We start from the raw sequence: 19,532 nt of genomic DNA on the forward strand, positions 1-19,532 counted from the left end.
GGTTCCGGTCCGTTCTGCGCCGGGGGCGTCGGGATCGGGCCCGCGCAACGGCCTTTTCCGGGCGGACGGGAGCGGGACGGCGCGTGCTTTTTTCGGACCGGTGCCGGTCCTCTCTTCTCTTATGCCCGGAGCCTCTGCCGCCGGTCGGGTGGGGCGGCCGCGCCCCGTGGGGTGTGCCCCTGGCCGGCCCGCCTTTACACGCCTGTCCGCCGGGAGGGGCACGCTCCCTTTGGTTGTGTCGGTCGGGCGCGGTGGGCCCGCGCTCCGGCGCCGTCCCGTCCCAGGAACCGGAAGCCGGTCGGGCGCGTCCGGGGCCGGGTGTCGGGAACCACAGGCCTTCCGGGCGCCCGGGAGGCTCTCCGCCGGACTTCCGGGGACTTTGCCCCGCACGGGGCCGCCCGAAAATACGGCTTGTGAAAACTCTTCTAAATCAACCCGTTTTCAGCGATAATTACCCGTTCCCGCCGTCCTTCCCTCCCATCTGGTGCGAAAGCATGACGGATCGTCTCGTCTCCACTGTCCTTCCCCTGAAAAGCCCCTCGGGCGGCCCGGCGTTATCTGGCGACCGACCGGCTCCGGGGGGAGATTTTGCGGTTGAGCGGGCGGAGGGCGCCGTTCGCCTGCGCCTGACCGGTCTGTGGGTGACCGAAACCCTGGCGGGGCTGGCGGAGCGCTTCCTGCAGGAGGCCGGGGCCATCCAGTCCGCCGCTGTGTCCCTGGACCTGACGGGCGTGACCCGTCTCGACACGGCCGGAGCCCTGGTGATCAACCAGGCGCTGGCGCGTCTCGGGGCCGGGCGCTGCCGCACCGAGGTGGTCAGTCCGGATGAGGAGTTCATCCGTCTTCTGAATACGGCGAAGCCGGTGCCCGAGGGGGACAGGCCGGGCCCGCAGGCTCCGGCGCCGGTGCGGTTCGTCAACCAGGTCGGCCGGAACCTGACAGACGTCGGGCGCTCGTCCCTGGGCATGCTGTCCTTCCTGGGGGAGTTCCTGGGCACTCTGGGGTACCTGGCGGTCCGTCCCGGGGAGATCCGCTGGACCTCGCTCGCGTTCCACATGGACCAGGCCGGCATCCGCGCGATACCGATTGTCTCGCTGCTGTCGTTCCTGATCGGCATGGTGGTCGCCTACATGGGCATGAACGAGCTGGCCAAGTTCGGGGCCCAGTTCTTCTCCATCAAGATGCTGGAGGTCACCATCCTGCGCGAGATGGGGGTCATCCTGGCGGCGGTGCTTGTGGCGGGCCGCTCGGCCTCGTCGTTCACGGCCCAGATCGGCTCCATGGTGGCGAACGAGGAGGTCTCGGCGATCCGCGCCCTGGGCCTGTCCCCCATGGTCCTGCTTGTGGTGCCGCGCATTGTGGCGCTGGTCCTGACATTCCCGCTGCTGGTGTTCATCGCCGATGTGGTGGGCGTGATCGGCGGCGGCACGGCCATCTGCCTGACCTCGGATATCTCGGTTGAGAACTTCATCACCCAGTTCAACAACGGGGCGAAGACCAATAACTTCCTGGTGGGGCTGATCAAGGCCCCGTTCTGCGCCCTCGCCATCGGGCTTGTGGGCTGCTACCACGGCTTCCAGGCCTCCACCAGTGCCGAGTCTGTGGGGTTCCTGACGACCGCCTCGGTGGTGAAGGCCATTTTCCTGGTCATCGTCATTGATGCGATTTTCGCCATTTTCTTTGTCAATATCGGACTCTAGCGCCATGGCGGATCCCCGGGCAGGCTCCAGTTCATCCGACAGCGATGTGGTCGTGCGGCTGCGCGGCATCACCAACCGCTTCGGGACCAACACGGTTCACCAGGGCCTGGACCTGGACGTGCGCCGGGGCGAGATCCTGGGGCTGATCGGCGGCTCGGGGACGGGCAAGTCCGTGCTTTTGCGCACCATCATCGGCCTGCAGAGGCAGGCGGAGGGCACGGTGACCATCCTGGGCGTCACCATGGAGACCGCCACCCCCCGCGAGCGCGCCGCCGTGCGCCGCCAGTGGGGTGTGCTGTTCCAGGACGGGGCGCTGTTCTCGTCCCTGTCCATTGGTGACAACATCCAGTTTCCGCTGCGGGAGTTCACGTCCCTGGGCAAGGGGCTCCGGGCGGACATCGCCCACATGAAGTTGGAGCTTGTGGGCCTGCCCCAGTCGGCCTGGGGCAAGTTCCCGGGCGAGATTTCCGGAGGCATGCGCAAACGCGCCGGGCTGGCCCGGGCCCTGGCCATGGACCCCAAGATCCTTCTTCTGGACGAGCCCACCGCCGGGCTCGATCCCATCGGCGCCGGTGATTTCGACCGCCTGATTGTGACCCTGCGCGACGCCATCGGGCTGACGGTGATCCTGGTGACCCACGATCTGGACACGCTCTATGCGGCCTGCGACCGGGTTGCGGTGCTGTCGGATCGGAAGATCTACGCAATTGATACCATTCCCAATCTGGTCAAGCTCGGCCATCACTGGATCCGGGAGTACTTCCAGGGGCCGCGGGGTCGCGCCGCGGAAGGAACCTATGAGCGCAATCAGGCGTCGGGCGCTCCGGACGCCCGGTCCGCCGCCGCGCAAACCCCAACACAGGAACAGGAGGAGGGCGTCTGATGGAAGTCCGGGCCAATTACATTGTCGTGGGCGCCTTTTTTCTGGCGGCCCTGGCGGGCATCCTGTTCACGCTTCTTTGGCTGATGTCCGACACCACCGGAACCGTGATGGACGAGTACGACATCAGCTTCAAGGAAAGCGTGACCGGCCTGTCCGTGGGCAACGCGGTGCTGTTTTCCGGTATCCGGGTGGGCACTGTCTCGCGCATCAAGATCTCGGAGGAGGAGCCCGGGGCCGTCGTGGTCCGGGTTTCCGTCAGCGCTGACACTCCCGTGCGCGCGGACTCGGTTGCCAGCCTGACCCTCCAGGGGATCACGGGGGTTTCGGTGGTGTCCATCACCGGCGGAACCCGTGGGAGCCCCCTGATTGACCTCAAGCCCGGAGAGGTGGGGACCATCCGCTCCAAAACCTCGCCGCTGGCGGCGCTGATGAAGGACGCCCCCGGCGTTGCCGCCCGGATCGACCGGGTGCTGCTCAACCTCGAGGAGCTCACGAACCGGGAAAACCGGGAGGCCGTCAGCCGGATCCTTGCGAACGCGGCCACCGTCAGCGATGCGGTGGCCAGCCGCTCCGAGGCCCTCCAGAACACCCTGGGGAACGTGGAAACCGCGGTGGACCGGTTCAATTCCGTGATGGATCAGGCGTCCTCCACCCTGGGCCGCTACAATGACGTGGGCAAGAACCTGGAGCTTCTCTCCGCCACGCTGAACCAGGAGATCGGGGCCCTGTCCCGCGAGGCCTTTCCCCAGGTGCGTCAGCTGGTGTCCGAGCTGCGGGGGCTGACCCATACCCTCAACCGGATCGGGCAGCAGCTTGAGAGCGATCCCCGCCACTTCCTTCTCGGAGACCCGGTAAAGGAGTACACGCCGTGAAGTCCTCTTTTCTTGTCCGGCCGTTCCTTGTGGCGGCGCTGGTCCTGCTTCCCGGCCTGGGGGGCTGTGCCTCGTTTTTCACCGGCGAGCCTCCGGCCCGGATCCAGCTGAATCCGACCCTCCCGGATCCTGTGGCCGGGACCGCCAAGTCCCGGAAGATGCCCATTGTGGTCACGGCGTTCCAGGCCGAGCGGGATATCGACACCGAGCGGATTGCACTCGTCTTCAACGACCGGGAGGTCCGGACCCTTGCCGGGTACCGCTGGTCGTCTCCGGCGCCCGTGCTGGTGCAGCAGGCGCTGGTGCGCGCTTTGGACCGCTCGGGGGCGTTCGGCTCGGTCTCGGACGACACGGTCGGGGTCTCGGCCCGGTACGTGGTTATCGGGAACATCTACGCCTTCCAGTTCCGCTACGCGGGCCAGTCCCCGGACAGCAAGGCCTCGGCACCGCCGGAGGCCCGCCTGGAAGGCCAGTTCCGTCTTCTGGACCTGCAAACGGGCACCATCCTCTCGAGCGTCACGGTCTCGGAGAGTGCCGGGGCGACCGGGGTCGACGTGCCCTCCATGATGGCCGCCCAGGAGCAGGTTCTGTCCCGAAGCCTGGGCACCGTGGCCGCCTGGCTGGTGGGCGCCACCGCCGATCCCCGGGTCCGTCCCTGAGTTTCGGGAAAACCGGAACGCGCAAGGCTTGAAATTCCAGCGGGAAGACCCGATCCTTTTCCTGTGGGGCGACGTTGCCGCTGACGGAACGTCCCCCCGGTCTTTGACATGTGATCTGTAAAGACGAAAGGACTTCACCGTGGATATGGAAAAACTGACCGAGCGCACCCAGGGCTTTCTTGTGGCAGCCCAGACCATCGCGCTGCGGGAGAATAACCCCGAGATTACCACAGAGCATATTCTGAAGGCCCTTCTGGACGACAAGGAGGGCATGGCCGCAACCCTGATCCAGAACGCGGGCGGTGATCCCCGCCGGGCGCTCGACGCTGTGACCGCCGAGGTCGGGAAGCTGCCGAAGGTGCAGGGCGGCGCAAGCCGGGCCTCGTGGACGTCGTCCGCCATGCGCACCCTGGACCAGGCCGGGACTCTTGCCCAGAAGGCGGGGGACTCGTTTGTCACGGCCGAACGGCTTTTGCAGGCCCTGTCCCTGGCCTCGGGCACGCCCTCCGAGCGCATCTTGAAAGAGGCCGGCGTCTCGCCCCAGGCCCTGAACAACGCCATCAATGACATGCGCAAGGGGCGCACCGCGGATTCGGCCACCGCCGAAAGCCAGTACGACGCCCTGAAGAAGTACGCCACCGATATCACGGCCCTGGCCCGGGAGGGCAAGCTGGATCCGGTCATCGGTCGCGACGAGGAAATCCGGCGCACCATCCAGGTTCTGTCCCGGCGCACCAAGAACAACCCGGTCCTGATCGGCGAGCCCGGCGTGGGCAAGACCGCCATCATCGAGGGCCTGGCGCTGCGCATCGTCAACGGCGACGTGCCCGAGAGCCTGAAGGGCAAGACCCTCATGAGCCTGGACCTCGGGGCGCTGGTGGCCGGCGCCAAGTTCCGCGGCGAGTTCGAGGAGCGCCTGAAAGCGGTCCTGAATGAAATCTCGGCCGAGGACGGGCAGATCATCCTGTTTATCGATGAGATGCACACCCTGGTGGGCGCGGGCAAGGGCGAGGGCTCCATGGATGCCTCCAACCTTCTCAAGCCGCCCCTGGCGCGCGGCGAGCTGCGCTGCGTGGGCGCCACCACCCTGGACGAGTACCGCAAGCATGTGGAAAAGGATCCGGCCCTGGCCCGGCGTTTCCAGCCGGTCTTTGTCTCCGAGCCGACGGTGGCGGACACCATCTCGATCCTGCGGGGCATCAAGGAGAAGTACGAGCTCCATCACGGGGTGCGCATTGCGGACTCGGCGCTGGTCTCGGCGGCCACCCTGTCCAACCGCTACATCACAGACCGGTTCCTTCCGGACAAGGCCATCGACCTGATGGACGAGGCGGCCTCCCGGCTGCGCATGCAGGTGGACAGCAAGCCCGAGGCTCTGGACGAGCTGGACCGCCGCGTCATCCAGCTGAAGATCGAGCGCGAGGCCCTTCTGAAGGAGGACGATGCGGGCTCGAAATCCCGGCTGCGGGAGCTGGAGGATGAGCTCTCGGTTCTGGAAACCCGGGCCGAGGCCCTGAACGCGGAGTGGGAAAGCCAGAAAACCGCCCTCTCCCAGGCGACCCATCTCAAGGAGAAGCTGGACCAGGCCCGTATCGAGCTGGAAAACGCCCGGCGCAATTCGGACTGGGCCCGGGCCGGCGAGCTGGAATACGGCGTGATCCCCGAGATCACCCGCAAGCTGGAGGAGGCCGACCAGGCCAACGAGAACGCCGCCACCCCCCTGGGTGAGGTGGTGACCGAGGAAACCATTGCCGAGGTGGTCTCCCGCTGGACTGGCATTCCGGTCGACCGCATGCTGGCGGGCGAGCGCGAGAAGCTTGTCCATATGGAGGACGCCCTGGGCGCCCGGGTGATCGGGCAGGCCGAGGCCATCACCGCCGTCTCGAACGCGGTGCGCCGGGCCCGGGCCGGTCTCCAGGATCCGAACCGCCCCATCGGCTCGTTCCTGTTCCTGGGGCCCACCGGCGTGGGCAAGACCGAGCTGACCAAGGCTCTGGCCGCGTTCCTCTTCGACGATGAGACCGCCCTGATCCGCATGGACATGTCCGAGTACATGGAGAAGCACTCGGTCTCGCGCCTGATCGGGGCGCCTCCGGGCTACGTGGGCTACGACGAGGGCGGAGCCCTGACCGAGGCCGTGCGGCGGCGCCCGTACCAGGTCGTCCTGTTCGACGAGGTCGAGAAGGCCCACCCGGACGTGTTCAACGTTCTGCTCCAGGTGCTGGATGACGGCCGCCTGACCGACGGCCAGGGCCGCACCGTGGACTTCCGCAACACGCTGATCGTCCTGACCTCGAACCTGGGGGCCGACCTTCTGGCGGCCCAGCCCGAGGGCGAGGACTCCAGCGTCGTGCGCAACGATGTGATGGAGGTGGTCCGCGCCGCCTTCCGCCCCGAGTTCCTCAACCGGCTGGACGAGATCCTTCTGTTCCACCGCCTGTTCCGGGACAACATGGCCGCCATCGTGGACATCCAGATTGCCCGCCTCGCCGGACGGCTGAAGGAGCGCAAGATGACCCTGGAGCTGGACGACAGCGCCCGCGAGTGGCTGGCGGAACGGGGCTACGATCCCGCCTACGGCGCGCGTCCGCTGAAGCGGGTCATCCAGCGGTCCCTCGAGAACGTGCTGGCGGACCGGATCCTGAGGGGCGAGCTGGCGGACGGCCAGACCATCCGGGTCTCGGCCGGGTCGGACGGGCTGGAGATCCGGGGCGCGTAAAGGCGCGCGCTTAGCCGGTGGAGTGTGGGCGGGGCGGGGTCACGGGACTCCGCCCCGTCTGTTTTGGTGGGCCTGCGCCCGGTTGGGTACGGCGGGCCTGCGCGCCCCGTCGGGTATGGAGGGGCTGCGCGCTGGTCCCGCGGGGCCTTCCCCGTGTGCCGTTCCCTTGCCGTTTCGGGCCCCCCGCGCCGCCGCGCGTCTTTGGCCGCGGACCCGCAGGGCGCCGGTGCGCACAGGGCCGCGACGGGACGCGAAAACCGGCCACGGACACAGGGGATGCGTGTGGATTCGGAGGTGTGTCCCCGGTTTCTGCCCTGTTCGGGCCCCCTTTTCTCGCCGTGGCGCGGCGTTTTCCGGGCGCCGGTCCGGCTCTGGCGCGATTCGTTTTGGTGTGCCTCGCGTATGACGCTTTTATGGAAGCGTTGATACGAGACCCGCTCTAAAAACTGTGATAGGGTTTTGGGTTCGGATGGCATTCTATTGAAAACGGACAAAGCGGGGTCGTCATCCGGCCCATTCAACTTGTACTGAACAGGCACTTTTCGTGAATCGCGACACGGTAAACTCGAAAGTCCTCGACCTTCTCTCCAAGTTCGGCTCCCTTGACCGGGACGCGCTGATGGCGGAGATCGCCCAGGTGGATGCGAACAAGATTCTCCAGTCCGGGGTTCTTGTGGACAAGACCAACAAGGTGCAGCTGGGACAGGTCGCGGTGATGGAGTCCCTCCTGTCCATGGCGGTCGGGGGCAAGCCGTCGGTGACGCTGCCCCGGTCCCTGGATCCGGTGCGTGACGCTCTGATCTTGTTCCTCAAGCTCAACAACACGGAACGCTTCGGGTTCTCCGCCGACGACACCCCCAAGTCCTGGGCGTTCCGCATCATGGACACCCTGTTTGGCGAGTTCATCCAGCGCAACGCCCTGTCGTTCAAGGACCGCCTTGTTCTGGTGAACGTTGCGAGCAACCCCCTGTGGGAGGGCGCGTTTGTCTACGCCCTTCGGCTTTACCTTGAGGTGGCCATGCGGGGCCGGCCCTTCGTTGTGGCGGTGGAGAAGCCCGCGGTCACGGCGACGGTGAACACCTTCCGCTCGTGCCTGGAGGCGCGCCGGGCCAAGCTCCCCAAGCTGAAGTACGGCAACCCGCTGGCCTCGTTCAAGGAGATCACCGAGTACGCAATTGGCCAGTACTTCAATGGCCTCGATCTGAACGATGCCATGAGCCAGTCCCTGGTTCAGGCCCAGCTTGGGACGTCGGGCCCGGCCGGGAAGGAACGTTTCGAGTCGTTCCTCGCGCAAAACAAGATCACGCCGGAGATGTTCCCCACGACCGCCACCCAGCTGTACGAGCAGGTCACCCGCTCGGTGCAGTTCCGGGGGACGGAAGAGGAGCTGTCCAACGTCCTTTACCTCTATGCGCGCCAGACCCAGCAGGAAAAGCGCATGGAGGCCATGTTCCAGAACTTTGCCGAGGCCTCGTTCCCGGTTGCGGCCAAGATCAGCCGGATGATCTCGTTCTCCGGGCTGGATCTGGACGAGGCCGCCACCATGCTTCTGCGCTGGATCGGCGAGACCGCCGTCCTGTCGGACGTGCGCAGCGCGTCGACCAAGGACCGGATCGAGGCCATCATCACCACCGTGACCCGGACCGAGCTTTCGGACCTGATGGCCTTCCGCTCCGGGCGCATGAACCCGGCGTCCCTGGAGTCCGGCTCGCTTTCAACGTACGTGTCCGGGCGCATCAAGATGCTGCCCCTCAACGCCATGAACGCCAAGATGGAGAGGGTCTCGACCGCCCTGATGGGGCAGATGGAGGCCTCGGCCACGTTCATTGCCCGTCCGGGGACCAATATCCCCAAGGACATGACCTACGGAATCGACGAGTTCTTCCGCACCTTGCGGGCCGTCTTCCGCGATATCTTCGAGGCCGCCGACAAGAACCGGCAGATCCAGACCCAGAGCCTGGACGATTTCCGGGCCCGGTTCGGTCCCCTGTCCGTTATTTCCGTTCTGTACCCCCGGGATCCCAAGATGCCCCTGTCCGCCTGGATCGGTCAGGCCCGCCAGGATCTGTCGGATGTCTCCAACTTCGTGTTTGAAAAGCAGATGCTGGATTTCCAGAAGGCATCGGCGCTCTAGGGGGCTCCGGTCTGCGGTCGGGTCCGGGATCCATCCGGTGCATTGGCCCGGCGGGGCCCGCGGCGGCAGCCCTCCCCCGACGCCCGATGCCCGGCGGCTGCGGACGTGTGCGTGCCCCCGCGGGGGTGAGGGAGGATCAAGGGCCGTGAACAGCACAGAGCTTCTGGTGGATTTTTTCAGGGGAGTGGCGCGGCAGGGGCCCGGCGGCGACGCCGAGACAAAACGCGCCCTGGAGCTGGCCGGACTTGACCGGTCCCGCCCCCTGCGGATTGCGGATCTGGGATGCGGCACCGGATCCTCCGCGCTGGTTCTGGCCAGCGAGCTGGATGCCACCCTGACCGCCGTGGACATTTTTCCCCCGTTTCTTGAGGATCTCCGCGCCCGGGCCCGGGACTGCGGCGTGGAGGACCGGATCACCACGGTGGCCGGGTCCATGGACAGCCTGCCGTTCCAGGACAGCGAGTTCGACGTGATCTGGTCCGAGGGGGCCATCTACAACGTGGGCTTTGCCAACGGGATCCGGTCATGGAGCCGGTTCCTGAAGCCCGGCGGCGTCCTTGTGGTGTCCGAGATCACCTGGCTCGGTTCCCGGCGGCCGCAGGAGCTCCAGTCCTACTGGGAGTGGGAGTACCCCGAGATCGACACCACGTCCTCGAAGATGCGGGTTCTCGAGCAGCACGGCTACACGCCCTGCGCCTATTTCGTGCTGCCGGACCGCTGCTGGCTGGACAACTACTATCACCCGCTGAAGGAGACCTTCGGCTCGTTTCTCGAGCGTCACGGCGACAGCGACCAGGCGAGGGCCATCGTCGAGGCCCAGGAACGGGAAATGGGCCTCTACGAGAAGTACGGCGCGTACTACGGCTACGCGGTCTACGTGGCGCGCAAGGCTCTCTAGCCGGCACGACCGGCGCGCGCGCCCGGGGCGTTTGACCGGGCTGTTCCCCCGGGTGGCGGACGCGGGTGCCAGTGCGGCCGCGGTTCCGTGGGCCGGCGTGAGACAGGCGTGGGACAGGCGCGGTGTCAGGCCGGGCCCGTTGTGCCACTCCCGTTGCCCCGGTCCCTCGTCTTCTGTCTCGCGCCCGGCGTCGGGGTGCCCGGTCCGCCCACGGCCCGGGCGGGCGGACGCGTGCGCCTCAGGGCTTCGGTGCGCGCGTCCCCAGGGCCCGAAGGGCGATCCCGAGGCCCAGGGCCGAGACCAGAGACCCCGCTGCGTTCAACTGGGCCAGGGTGATGGGCACTCCGGCGGACAGGAACTGGGTGTCGTCGCACCGCGCCGCCCGGCGACCCGGAGCGTCCAGCGCCTGCGTCAGGGCCTCGATGCTCTCGATGGGCGCTTGCGATGAGGCCGCGCACAGGGCATCCCCCGCCCACCAGTGGAGCTCGACGCCCACATGATAGAAGGCGAGCACTGCCCCGGCGCCGGTAATCAGGGCGCTGGCCACCAGAAGGCGGACACGGGTTTCGGGGGCTGTTCGCCCCATGACCGCCAGCGCCGAAAGCCCCAGGACCGCGTACCAGGGAAGCCGCTGGTAAAGGCACAGGTCACAGACCGGATAGCCCAGCCCCTTTTCCATCACGAGCGCCGCGCCAAGAACGGCGGTCGCCAGAAGAAGCGCGAGAGCGGCAAGGGTGCGGGTCGGATCCCGGGTGTCGCGGGCAAGGCGGGTCATGGGCTGCGTCTCCGGAGCTGGAGGGCCGTCCCCGGGTTCCCGACCCTGTCGGGGCCGGTGGGGGCCGGAGTGGAACGGACGGAGTGGAACGGTACGGAACGAAAGAAAACGAAACGGACTGGCGGTGCCCGGGGGCGCTCCGGGCGCTCGGGCCCGGCGTCGTCCCGGGTGGGTCGTCACGGGTCGCCGCCCCGATGGTGATCGTCCCGAGGCGCTCACGCCCGCCGGGTCCGGGGCGGGCCCCGCCGGGGACCGCGCCGTTCGTTTATAGGCCCGTTTGCCGCCCGGATGAAGGAAAAGGCGGCGTCGGGCGCCTGAATCGCTCGAGCCGGTTGTGGTGTCGCCCCCGGGTATTGGCAACCGGCATAATCGGTGCGACTCGAGGTTATTGGGTTTGACTTTTGCGTATATCGGTGAGCATGATTCCGGTTGAGAACTGGGAAAGCCAGCACAAAACGGGACACGGATCCGCCTGGCCGGAACGTGTCCGAGGCCGCACAGGTCCGGGCACAACGGACGGCGCCGGGGAGGGAAACATGACGCGCAAGGAGATGCTCTCATTTGTCGCCTTGCTGCTGTGTGCGACGGTCTTCATGGGATCCTCGTTCCCTGCGGGCAAGTTTCTGCTCTCCCACGAGCATCTGCCGCCGTTTTTCCTGGCGGGCTGGCGCTTTGTCTCCGCCGGTCTTGTGGTTCTGTTCTTCTGCCTTGTGCGCTACGGGCACGAGACCGTGGTGCCCCGGTCCGGAGGCTCCATCCTGCGCGGCCTTGGGGTGGTGACGGTGATCGGCTGTCTCCAGACTACCGCCGCCATGGGCTTCCTGAACCTGTCGATGGAGCGGATTGATGCCTCCATTGCCTCGGTCCTGTTCTTCACCAATCCCCTGTGGGTCATGCTGGGGGCCCACCCCCTGGGCATTGACCGGATGCACACCCTGCGCGCCGTTGGCCTTGTGGTGGGCATCGCCGGGGTGGCCCTGTGTCTCGGGGTTCACGGCATGGGCAGCATACCGGGGCTTCTGTTCGCGCTGATGGGGGCCATGAGCTGGGCCCTGTGCACGCTGGTCACCAGCCGGTTCCTGCGCTTTGACAAGCCTCCGTTCACCCTGGCGGGCTGGCAGATGCTGATCGGCGGCGTTGTGCTTCTTGGCATTGCGGCCCTGCGCTCCGAGAGCTTCGTCATGGCGTCCATCACCTCTGCGGGGCTGTTCAATCTCCTGTGGCTGATCCTCCCCGCCTCGGTGGGCTCGTTCACCCTGTGGTTTGTGGCCCTGAAGCGCGGCGGCCCGGCGTTCACCAGTTCGTTCCTGTTTCTCGCGCCGCTGTTTGCCTCCCTGATGTCCGTTGTCCTGCTGGGGGACACGCCCGGTCCCGGTTTCTTCGCGGGCGGCGCCCTGATCTTCCTGTCGATCTATCTCGTGAACACCCGGACGATCCGCCTTCCCCGGCCGTTGAGGTGCCTCCTGTCCCGTCGTCGCGGGGCGGTCGCCGGGCTGGAGGGCGAGGCCTCGCCCTGACTGCGGCCCTGATTTCCGGGTGCGCCGGATCCGCCGGGGCGCTGGAGCGGGGCGTTCGGTGGGTGCGCCGGATCCGCCGGTGCGATGGAGCGGTGCGCTCGGCGCGCACGGGGGGCCGCCCCCTCTGCGGGGCGCCCTCACCCTCACCCTCACCCTCACCCTCACCTCGTCCCGTCCTCGTCCTGAGTCCCCCCTTGGAGTGCTCTCCCCTCCGCGTGCAGGGGAAACGCTGGCGTGGGCACGGATTCTTTTTGACCTTGGCCCGAAGAGCCTCTATCTCAAAACCATAGGGCACGCTTTCGAATGGCTCCGGACGTGTGCCCCCGCCCTTCGGAACCGATTTTCAGGGACATGATCATGACCGGCCCCACCCGTAAGACCCCCCGCCCGATGGTGTTGTGCATTCTGGATGGATGGGGGCACCGCGAGGACAAGGCGGACAACGCCATTGCCCTGGCCCGGACCCCCACTTGGGATCACCTCTACGCGACGTGTCCGCGCACGCTGATCCAGACCAGCGGCCTTGCCGTGGGGCTGCCCGAGGGCCAGATGGGCAACTCCGAGGTGGGCCACATGAACATGGGCGCCGGTCGCGTGGTGATGCAGGAGCTGCCCCGCATTGACCAGGCCGTTCAGGACGGATCCTACAAGACGGCTCCGGCCATGGTGGACTTTGTCGCGAACATGCGCGCAAGCGGCGGAACCGCCCACGTCATGGGCCTGGTGTCCCCGGGCGGCGTCCACTCCCATCAGAAGCACATGTCCGCCATGGCCCGCTACCTGGCGGAGCAGGGCATTCCGGTGAAGGTCCACGCGTTCCTTGACGGCCGCGACACGCCGCCGCGCTCGGCCCCCGGCTTCCTGAAAACCTTCATGGAGGACGCCGGCGACCAGGTTCCCGTCGTGACCGTGACCGGGCGTTTCTACGCCATGGACCGGGACAACCGGTGGGACCGGGTGGAGCAGGCCTGGAAGGCCATGGTCCGGGGCGAGGGGCAGCCCGCGTCCGACGCGATTTCGGCGGTTGAGTCCTTTTACGCGACCCACGACAAGGGCGACGAGTTTGTCATTCCCGCGGTGATCGGCGACTACCGCGGCATGGCGGACGGTGACGGCATTTTCTGCGTCAACTTCCGTTCGGATCGGGCGCGCGAGATCACGCGGGCGCTTCTCCAGCCCGGGTTCGCCTGCTTCCCGGTAGCCAACCCGAAGTTTGCCGCCGCCATGTCCATGACCGAGTACTCCGCCGAGCACAACGCCTTCATGAGCGTGCTGTTCCCGCCCGAGTCCCTGAAGAACATCCTGGGGCAGGTTCTTGCGGACCATCATCTGACCCAGCTCCGCCTGGCCGAGACCGAGAAATACGCCCACGTGACCTTCTTCTTCAACGGCGGGCAGGAGACCTGTTTCGAGGGCGAGGAGCGCATTCTTGTCCCCAGCCCCAAGGTGCCCACCTATGACCTCCAGCCGGAGATGTCGGCTCCCGAGGTGGCCGGAAAGCTTGTGGAGGCCATCGAGAGCGGTCGCTTCGACGTGATTATCGTCAACTTTGCGAACGGGGACATGGTCGGGCATACGGGCATTCTCGAGGCTGCGGAAAAGGCCGCCGAGGCCGTGGATGCGGCCCTGTCCCGCGTGGTTCCGGCCCTGGAGAAGGTGGGCGGCTCCATGCTGCTGACGGCGGATCACGGCAACGCGGAACTGATGCGCGATCCCGAGACCGGACAGCCCTACACGGCCCACACCACGTTCCCGGTGGATCTGCTTTTGATCAACGCCCCCGAGGGGGTTGGCCTGAAGGACGGGGGCCGGCTGGCGGATCTTGCGCCGACCCTCCTGGACCTGATCCAGGTGAAGCAGCCCGCCGAGATGACGGGGCGCTCCCTTCTGCGCCGCGACTGACGGCTGCTGTGACCCGCGGGCCGGGGCGTCTCCCGGCTCCGTCTGATCCGTTTCCCCGCCCCTGATGCCCGGGGGCGGGGCTGCTGGTCCCTCCGGCTTTTGGCGCTCCCGCCGGCGGCGCCGGGGAGAGCGTGCCGGTCTGTCCGGGCCGGGCCCGGTCCGGACCCCGGGGCCGCAGCCGGGGTTAGGCGGCCCGGTTCGCACCGCCCGTTCCCGGTGCTTCGGAAAACTGGGTGGGAGTGCCGCGACACAGTGGACGGCCCGCCCTCGTGCAGGCACAATGCAGTGCGATTCGAATCAACGCAGTGCCAGGGCGCCGGTCCGCACGCTGCGGGCGCTTTGCGACCCCGCCGACCCGACCTGACCTAACCTGACCAACCTGACCCTGCCGACCCGACCGACAACGAGGAATGGTGTCCATGTCCACGACCACAGCCGCCCAGTTGCGCGGTGCCCGTGTCTCCGGGGGCCGGGGTGTGCCCGGGGCTCTGGCCGGTGTGCTGTTGGGGGCGGCGGTTCTGCTGCCTGCAGATCCGGCGTGGGCGGTGGACCGGCGCGACCTCCAGAATGTCGAGCAGGAGCTGAGCCGCCAGAAGGCGGAGGGCGAGCGCCTGCGCCGCGAGGCCGCCTCTGCCCAGGAGGAGGCCCGCTCCCTGTCGTCCCAGATGGTGGATCTGGCCCGCCGGATCCAGGACCAGGAGGAGGCCCTGTCCGCCCTTGAAAAGCGGCTTTCGGCCCTGAAGCGCGAGGAGCAGTCCATCCGCGATGCCCTTGCCCGGCGCCAGGATCAGACCGTCGGGGTTCTGGTGGCGGCCCAGCGCCTTGCGCTTCGCCCGGCGGAAACGCTTCTGGCCCAGCCCACGTCGCCGTCGGACACGGTCCGGGTGGCGATCCTTCTGCGGGAGGCCATTCCCCACATTCGCCGCAATGCGGATGCCCTGACCTCCCAGCTGGGGGCGCTGCACCACCTGGACACGGCGATTCGCGCCCAGAGAGCCCAGATCCGCTCCACCGGCGACAAGATCCGCTCCCAGCACGTGGCGCTGCAGACCCTCACCCGGGACAAGCAGTCCCGGGTTCAGGACTTGCGCCGGCGCTCGAAGGACGTGGAGCAGCGCATGGGCAGCCTCACCCGCGAGGCCAGCGACATGCGCGACCTTCTGCGCCGCCTGGACGAGGAAAAGGAACTCCAGGCCCGGGAGGAGGCCAGTCGCCGCGCCGCGCAGCAGGCCCGGGACGAGGCCGTGCGCAAAGCCGCCGAGGCGCAGCAGGCCACCGGAACCAAACCGGACAGCGGACAGGCCACGGTCTTTGTGCCGCCGCCCCCGCCCGCCCCGGATCCGTCTTCGGCCGCCCGTCCGTTTTCGGGGGCGCGGGGGGCTCTGGTGTCCCCGGCCCGCGGCGACACGGTGGCCAGCTGGGGCCAGAAACTCGAGACCGGCGAAACGGTCAAGGGCCTGCGCATCGCAACCCGGTTCGAGGCCCAGGTTGTGGCGCTCTACGACGGGCAGGTTGTTTTCGCAGGACCGTTCAAGGGATACGGCAATCTCTTGATCGTCGATCACGGCGAGGGCTATCATAGCCTGCTTGCGGGACTGGGCCGAATCGACGTGTCTGTTGGTCAGTCTCTCACCGCAGGCGAGCCGGCAGGAATCATGCCCGCATCGACGGTTAGCTCGGCGCCGCCGGTTCTCTATGTGGAATTGAGACGAAAAGGCCAACCCATCAACCCTCTTCCCTGGCTCTCGGCCAGTAAAGGCAGCACATCCGGATGAAGCTCAAGACCCTGATCACCGCAGGTGCCATCGCCGTCTTCGCGTTTACGGCGGGATACTCGGTAAATACGCAGGCGTTCGCGCAAGGCGGGCGGACCTACGAACTCATGGACCTGTTTGCGGACGTTTTTGAACGCGTCAAACGGGACTACGTTGAAGACGTCAGCGACGAAAAGCTTATCGAGGCGGCCCTGAACGGCATGCTGACCTCCCTGGATCCTCACTCGGCGTACCTGAACGCAAAGAACTTCGAGGACATGCAGATCCAGACCAAGGGGGAATTCGGCGGCCTTGGGATCGAGGTCACGATGGAGGACGGCCTGGTCAAGGTCGTCTCGCCGATCGATGACACGCCGGCGGCGCGCGCGAAGATCCAGCCCAACGACCTGATCACCCACCTGGACGGGGTGTCTGTCATGGGCATGGGCCTGACCGACGCGGTGGAGAAAATGCGCGGCAAGCCCGGCACTGACATCCGGCTCACCATTTTCCGCAAGAGCGAGGAGCGCACGTTCGACGTCACCCTGACCCGTGCGGTGATCACCATCAAGTCTGTGCGCGCCCATCTCGAGGAAGGCGACATCGCCTATATCCGCATCACCACCTTCTCGGAGAAGACCGGTGAGCGCGTGGCGAAGGCGCTGAAGGATCTTGAGAAAGAGGCCAGGAAGCCCATTCGCGGCATCATCCTTGACCTGCGCAACAACCCGGGTGGCCTTCTTGACCAGGCCGTGTCCGTGTCCGACCTGTTCCTTCAGGGCGGGGAGATTGTCTCCACCCGCTCGCGCGATCCGAACGACACCCAGCGCTTCGACGCCCGCCCGGGCGACGTGGCCGCCGGCATCCCCATGGTGGTGCTGGTGAACGGCGGTTCGGCGTCCGCCTCGGAAATCGTGGCCGGTGCGCTCCAGGATCACAAGCGCGCCACGCTGGTGGGCATGCAGACCTTCGGAAAGGGCTCGGTGCAGACCGTCATGCCGCTTCCCGGACACGGGGCCATGCGCATCACCACCGCGCGGTACTACACGCCTTCGGGCCGGTCGATCCAGGCGGTGGGCATCACGCCCGACATTCTCCTGGACGCGGACGGCGTGGCGCACGAGCCCGTGCCTCACGGCGAGGCGCTCCTGCCCAACGCCCTCACCCAGACCGAGAACGAGCGCGTGAAGCCTGCGGCCGCTCCCGTGGCGCCCGACGCCGGCAAGAAGGGCAAGGACGGTGCCCGCCCGGATGCCGCGTCCAAGAAGGACAAGGGCGCCGCCGGTTCCGGCAAGCCGGGGCAGGACGAGAAGAAAGAGGACTTCCAGATGAAGAAGGCCATCGAACTGATCCGCAAGGGCGAGGCCCTCGGAGGTGCGGGGCAGTAACGCCCCGCATCCTGCGCACCCCCGGGGAGGCTGAATGCACCGACGTCCTGTCACATCTCAACCCGACGACGCGTCCGGCGGTGGCCTCGGGCTGCCTCCAACCCTGAAAGGGGAGTCCCGGGAGAGAAAGGACTTCGATCCGTCGGGCCTTCCCCGGTCCATGCCGGAACTGGTTCCCGGAGCCCTCGACGACGGGCGTCCGGGAGCCCTTCGCGACGGTGGGTTCTCACCGGCGGCGGTTCCGTCCGCCCCCGGACCCCACCGGCTGCCCTATGTGCTGCTGGCGCTGGCCCTGGTCCTGTCCATCGGGCCGGGAGCGATCTGGTTCCTGCTGCATGACGACGAGGCCGCCCGGAAGAACGTCGAGATTTCCCAGATGAATGCCTCCGCCGGGGGCATCTTCAAGCCCATCGGGAGCGCCGCCGGGCGCGGCGCCGGTTCCGCGGATGACATGGGGCTGGAGGATGACCTTGATCCCGAGGCCCTGTCCAACCTCACCAACTACGACACCAGCGCGCACGGCGATACGGCTGCGCCCGCCGGAGGCAACGGTGCGTCTGCCGGTGATGCGGATGCGCCTGCCGCCGCACCCGGGACCGCGCCCTCACCGGATGCCGGTTCCGCGGATGCGAGCCCGGCGCCGGAGCCGGGGGCGTCTTCTCCGGAGACCGGAACTGCCCACACCGCTTCGGACCCGCAGCCCGACACGGCCGGGGCCGCCCGAGGCCCGGAGCCCCGTGCTGATGCCCCGGCTCCCGAGGCTACCCAGGCCCCTTCGCCCGCACAGCCCCCGTCGGCGGATACCGCTGCGGGTGGGGCGGTGCACGAGACCAGCCCGGTCAGCGCCCTGGCCTCCGGCGTGCCGGTCTCGGCCCCCCTTCTGCTGGCCGCCGACTGGATCGAGACCACGGTTCCTCCGCGGGCCCTGGAGCCGGGCGAGACCCCGGGACGCATGCCGCGCTATGCGGACCTGCCCGCGCCCCTGCGGCCCCAGTCCCTGCCGCCCGCCCCCGTGGCCGACCTTGTGGAGCAGACGGACCAGGGCGCGCTTCCGGTGATTGGTCCGGGGGGGAAGACCCCGTGGCAGACCTATGCCCGTCCCTTTGAGAACCCCAAAGACCTGCCCCGGGTGGCGATCATCCTGACGGGTCTTGGCATCAACGCCGAGGCGACAAAGGCGGCCATCTACCGCACGCCGTCGGAAATCACCCTTGCCTTCTCGCCGTACGGATCGTCTACGGAAGACTGGATGAAGCGGGCCCGGGCTGCGGGTCACGAGACCCTGATAGAACTCTCGGTGGACGCCGCAAGCGCGAACGGCGAGCGGGTCGATCCCGGCCCCCTGGCCCTGAGGGCCGCCGCTCCGGCCGAGCAGAACGTGGCCCGCCTGCGCTCCCAGATGGTGGTGGGCGCCGGGTATGCGGGCGTCCTTCCGGCCTATGCGGGAGCCTTCACGGACTCCCCGGCCGCGTTGCGCCCGGTGCTGGCCGAGCTGAAGGAGCGCGGCCTTCTGTACATCCAGCGGGGCAGCGTCGAGGCGGTCAACGCGAATTCGGATGTGACGCCGGCCCTGAACCAGGTCATGTCCGTCCTGGATGACCCCTCCTACCAGAAGGCGATTGCCGCCCGGCTGCGGGCCCTGGAGGAGGAGGCCCTGATCAACGGCTACGCCATTGGCGTCCTGCGGGCGACCCCCCTGACCCTGGCCTGCCTTTTTGACTGGTACGATCGGCTGAACGCGCGCGGTGTGCTTCTGGCCCCCGTGTCCAGCACCGTGTCCGGTCCGGCGGTGCCCCTGCCGGTTCCGGAACCGTCCGAGGGAGAACAAAAATAATGGATGATGTGTCGTCTTCTTTTTCCCACCTTCCCTACCGGCGCGGTGTGGGGATCATGCTGGTCAACGCCGAGAACCGGGTCTTCGCCGGGGAGCGCCTCGACATCCGGGGCGCCTGGCAGATGCCCCAGGGCGGGATCGACGAGGGGGAGAACCCCGTTGATGCCGTGTACCGCGAAATGGAGGAGGAGATCGGCACCCGAAAGGCCGAGATCATTGCCGAGACCCCCGATTGGCTGACCTACGACCTCCCCCGGGAGTCTGTCGGCAAGTTCTGGAAGGGCCGCTACCGGGGCCAGGCCCAGAAGTGGTTTGCCCTGCGCTTTACCGGCTCTGACGCCGACATCAATATCCAGACCGAGCACCCGGAGTTCATCGCCTGGCGCTGGATGACGCCCGTGGAGCTGAACGCGCAGATTGTTCCTTTCAAGCGCGATCTGTACGCGGCGGTCTACCGCGAGCTCGCGCCACATGTTCCGTTCCGGTAGGCGGGGCAG

General features: G+C 67.5%; 14 protein-coding genes. 13 read left to right on the forward strand and 1 reads right to left on the reverse strand.

The window, feature by feature from the left end; translation table 11 throughout:
• The first annotated feature begins 494 nt into the window (after positions 1-494).
• The 7 genes from IHV25_RS06525 to IHV25_RS06555 all read left to right on the forward strand — a co-directional run bounded on the left by IHV25_RS06525 (position 495) and on the right by IHV25_RS06555 (position 9,865).
• Positions 495-1,700, forward strand: coding sequence for an ABC transporter permease (locus IHV25_RS06525; RefSeq protein WP_192534311.1), 1,206 nt, complete (start codon positions 495-497; stop codon positions 1,698-1,700).
• A gap of 4 nt (positions 1,701-1,704) precedes the next feature.
• On the forward strand, positions 1,705-2,583 hold the full coding sequence (locus IHV25_RS06530) for an ABC transporter ATP-binding protein (RefSeq protein ID WP_192534312.1): 879 nt from the start codon (positions 1,705-1,707) through the stop codon (positions 2,581-2,583).
• Complete coding sequence (locus IHV25_RS06535) at positions 2,583-3,455, forward strand: MlaD family protein (RefSeq protein ID WP_192534313.1); 873 nt, start codon at positions 2,583-2,585, stop codon at positions 3,453-3,455. The genes IHV25_RS06530 and IHV25_RS06535 overlap by 1 nt, the downstream gene beginning before the upstream one ends.
• The gene (locus IHV25_RS06540; protein WP_192534314.1) at positions 3,452-4,114 is read left to right on the forward strand and encodes an ABC-type transport auxiliary lipoprotein family protein; all 663 of its coding nucleotides are present in this window, start codon (positions 3,452-3,454) and stop codon (positions 4,112-4,114) included. The genes IHV25_RS06535 and IHV25_RS06540 overlap by 4 nt, the downstream gene beginning before the upstream one ends.
• A gap of 139 nt (positions 4,115-4,253) precedes the next feature.
• A complete protein-coding gene (gene clpB, locus IHV25_RS06545; RefSeq protein ID WP_192534315.1) occupies positions 4,254-6,833 on the forward strand; it encodes an ATP-dependent chaperone ClpB in 2,580 nt (859 codons plus the stop codon).
• 544 nt (positions 6,834-7,377) lie between these two features.
• Positions 7,378-8,967 (forward strand): hypothetical protein, encoded by a 1,590-nt coding sequence (locus IHV25_RS06550; RefSeq protein ID WP_192534316.1) that lies wholly within the window; start codon positions 7,378-7,380, stop codon positions 8,965-8,967.
• A 145-nt stretch (positions 8,968-9,112) separates the two neighbouring features.
• Positions 9,113-9,865, forward strand: coding sequence for a methyltransferase domain-containing protein (locus IHV25_RS06555; RefSeq protein WP_192534317.1), 753 nt, complete (start codon positions 9,113-9,115; stop codon positions 9,863-9,865).
• 238 nt (positions 9,866-10,103) lie between these two features.
• On the opposite strand, the gene IHV25_RS06560 is transcribed toward IHV25_RS06555, so the two are convergent.
• Positions 10,104-10,640 carry a disulfide bond formation protein B gene (locus IHV25_RS06560; protein WP_192534318.1) on the reverse strand — a complete coding sequence of 179 codons (537 nt, stop codon included), beginning with the start codon at positions 10,638-10,640 and terminating at the stop codon, positions 10,104-10,106.
• A 536-nt stretch (positions 10,641-11,176) separates the two neighbouring features.
• Here IHV25_RS06560 and IHV25_RS06565 point away from each other — a divergent pair.
• From IHV25_RS06565 to IHV25_RS06590, 6 genes are all read left to right on the forward strand, one after another.
• Positions 11,177-12,157 (forward strand): DMT family transporter, encoded by a 981-nt coding sequence (locus IHV25_RS06565; RefSeq protein ID WP_192534319.1) that lies wholly within the window; start codon positions 11,177-11,179, stop codon positions 12,155-12,157.
• A gap of 357 nt (positions 12,158-12,514) precedes the next feature.
• Positions 12,515-14,059, forward strand: coding sequence for a 2,3-bisphosphoglycerate-independent phosphoglycerate mutase (gene gpmI / locus IHV25_RS06570; protein ID WP_192534320.1), 1,545 nt, complete (start codon positions 12,515-12,517; stop codon positions 14,057-14,059).
• A gap of 419 nt (positions 14,060-14,478) precedes the next feature.
• Complete coding sequence (locus tag IHV25_RS06575) at positions 14,479-15,834, forward strand: murein hydrolase activator EnvC family protein (protein ID WP_192534321.1); 1,356 nt, start codon at positions 14,479-14,481, stop codon at positions 15,832-15,834.
• On the forward strand, positions 15,831-17,201 hold the full coding sequence (locus tag IHV25_RS06580) for a S41 family peptidase (RefSeq protein WP_192534322.1): 1,371 nt from the start codon (positions 15,831-15,833) through the stop codon (positions 17,199-17,201). Before IHV25_RS06575 ends, IHV25_RS06580 begins: the two co-directional genes overlap by 4 nt.
• Positions 17,202-17,235: 34 nt before the next feature.
• Entirely contained in the window at positions 17,236-19,035 is a 1,800-nt protein-coding gene (locus tag IHV25_RS06585; protein WP_192534323.1) for a divergent polysaccharide deacetylase family protein, read from the forward strand.
• Positions 19,035-19,523 carry an RNA pyrophosphohydrolase gene (locus IHV25_RS06590; protein ID WP_192534324.1) on the forward strand — a complete coding sequence of 163 codons (489 nt, stop codon included), beginning with the start codon at positions 19,035-19,037 and terminating at the stop codon, positions 19,521-19,523. The genes IHV25_RS06585 and IHV25_RS06590 overlap by 1 nt, the downstream gene beginning before the upstream one ends.
• The last annotated feature ends 9 nt before the right edge of the window (positions 19,524-19,532 follow it).

Source organism: Phaeovibrio sulfidiphilus (assembly GCF_014861485.1).
Classification (GTDB): domain Bacteria; phylum Pseudomonadota; class Alphaproteobacteria; order Rhodospirillales; family Rhodospirillaceae; genus Phaeovibrio; species Phaeovibrio sulfidiphilus.